This window comes from Paracoccus simplex (assembly GCF_042648325.1).
Lineage (GTDB): Bacteria > Pseudomonadota > Alphaproteobacteria > Rhodobacterales > Rhodobacteraceae > Paracoccus > Paracoccus simplex.
The window spans coordinates 1-2,338 of record NZ_JBHRXE010000076.1; the positions used below are offsets into that span (position 1 = coordinate 1).

At 53.7% G+C, this 2,338-nt stretch carries 1 rRNA gene; it reads left to right on the forward strand.

Annotated elements, in window-relative coordinates:
- Positions 1-323 precede the first annotated feature (323 nt).
- Positions 324-2,338: ribosomal RNA gene (locus ACFOMP_RS19815) — 23S ribosomal RNA — on the forward strand; the annotation flags it as partial.

Sequence of the window (2,338 nt, forward strand, 5' to 3'; positions counted from 1 at the left end):
GATCGGAAAGCGCATGGCTTTCCCGTCCTGTCGGACGCGCGTGCGCGGCACGCATTTCACATCGTTCAGAGAGATAATCGGCGTTGTCGGTTGCAACCAAGTGGGGTTGCAATGGTCTTGCAGACCAACGACAGCGTTGTCCAAGTCAAGTACACTAACCAAATGTGCACTTCCTGCATGGGAATTGCACAGAAAGTCCATTCTTCGGAATGGGCGGGAAACGTACATGCTTTTGATCGGAAGCGACCCCCGCGACACGCAAAAGGGCGCGGGAACGACGGACCCTTTCCTTCGGGAAGCCGGGTCTTTCTTCTTCCGGATCAAATCAAGCGCGATAAGGGCGTTTGGTGGATGCCTTGGCAGCAAGAGGCGATGAAGGACGTGATACTCTGCGATAAGCCATGGGGAGCTGAGAATAAGCTTTGATCCATGGATCTCCGAATGGGGAAACCCACCTGAAACTCGATTGTTGTTACCCTTGGGTATCAACAATTGGGTTAACCAGGTACTTATCACCTGAATACATAGGGTTTTAAGAGCGAACCCGGGGAACTGAAACATCTAAGTACCCGGAGGAAAGGAAATCAACAGATACTCCCCCAGTAGCGGCGAGCGAACGGGGACCAGCCGAGCCGTGAGAATGACCAGAATGGCCTGGAAAGGCCAGCCATAGCGGGTGACAGCCCCGTATGGGAAGTTTGATCGGACGTATTAAGTAGGGCGGGACACGTGAAATCCTGTCTGAAGATCGGGGGACCACCCTCGAAGGCTAAGTACTCCTTGCTGACCGATAGCGAACCAGTACCGTGAGGGAAAGGTGAAAAGCACCCCGACGAGGGGAGTGAAACAGTTTCTGAAACCGGACGCCTACAAGCAGTCGGAGGGGCCTTGCGCCCTGACGGCGTACCTTTTGTATAATGGGTCAACGACTTGGTCTGTCTAGCAAGCTTAAGCCGGTAGGTGTAGGCGCAGCGAAAGCGAGTCTTAAATGGGCGAATGAGTTAGACGGATCAGACCCGAAACCAGATGATCTAGGCATGAGCAGGCTGAAGGTTGGGTAACACCAACTGGAGGGCCGAACCCACACCTGTTGAAAAAGGTCGGGATGACTTGTGCCTAGGGGTGAAAGGCCAATCAAATCTGGAGATAGCTGGTTCTCCGCGAAAGCTATTTAGGTAGCGCGTCAGACGAATTCTCCCGGGGGTAGAGCACTGCATGGATGATGGGGGCCCACAGCCTTACTGAGTCTAAGCAAACTCCGAATACCGGGAAGAACTATCTGGCAGACACACGGCGGGTGCTAACGTCCGTCGTGGAGAGGGAAACAACCCTGACCAACAGCTAAGGCCCCCAATTCGTGGCTAAGTGGGAAAGCATGTGAGACTTCCAAAACAACCAGGAGGTTGGCTTAGAAGCAGCCATCCTTTAAAGATAGCGTAACAGCTCACTGGTCTAATCAAGAGGTCTTGCGGCGAAGATGTAACGGGGCTCAAGCCACGAGCCGAAGCTTTGGGTGTGCATTTATGCACGCGGTAGCGGAGCGTTCTGTGATATAGAACGCTGCCTCTTTTGCTTGTTCGCAAGCAACGGAGGCAATGTTCTGACTGTGAAGCCGGGCTGTAAGGCATCCGGTGGAGTGATCAGAAGCGAGAATGTTGACATGAGTAGCGACAAACAGGGTGAGAGACCCTGTCGCCGAAAGTCCAAGGGTTCCTGCTTAAAGCTAATCTGAGCAGGGTAAGCCGGCCCCTAAGGCGAGGCCGAAAGGCGTAGTCGATGGGAACCAGGTTAATATTCCTGGGCCAGGAGATGGTGACGGATCGCAGAGCTAGTTCTTCCTTATCGGATTGGAAGGGCTGGTGAGCGGTTCCTGGAAATAGCCCTCCACAAGACCGTACCCTAAACCGACACAGGTGGACTGGTAGAGAATACCAAGGCGCTTGAGAGAACCACATTTAAGGAACTCGGCAAAATACCTCCGTAAGTTCGCGAGAAGGAGGCCCCGTTTGTACGCAAGTATGGGCGGGGGGCACAAACCAGGGGGTGGCGACTGTTTACTAAAAACACAGGGCTCTGCGAAGCCGTAAGGCGACGTATAGGGTCTGACGCCTGCCCGGTGCCGGAAGGTTAAAAGGAGAGGTGCAAGCCTTGAATTGAAGCCCCGGTAAACGGCGGCCGTAACTATAACGGTCCTAAGGTAGCGAAATTCCTTGTCGGGTAAGTTCCGACCTGCACGAATGGCGTAACGACTTCCCCGCTGTCTCAAATGTGGACTCAGCGAAATTGAATTGTCTGTGAAGATGCAGACTTCCCGCGGTTAGACGGAAAGACCCCATGC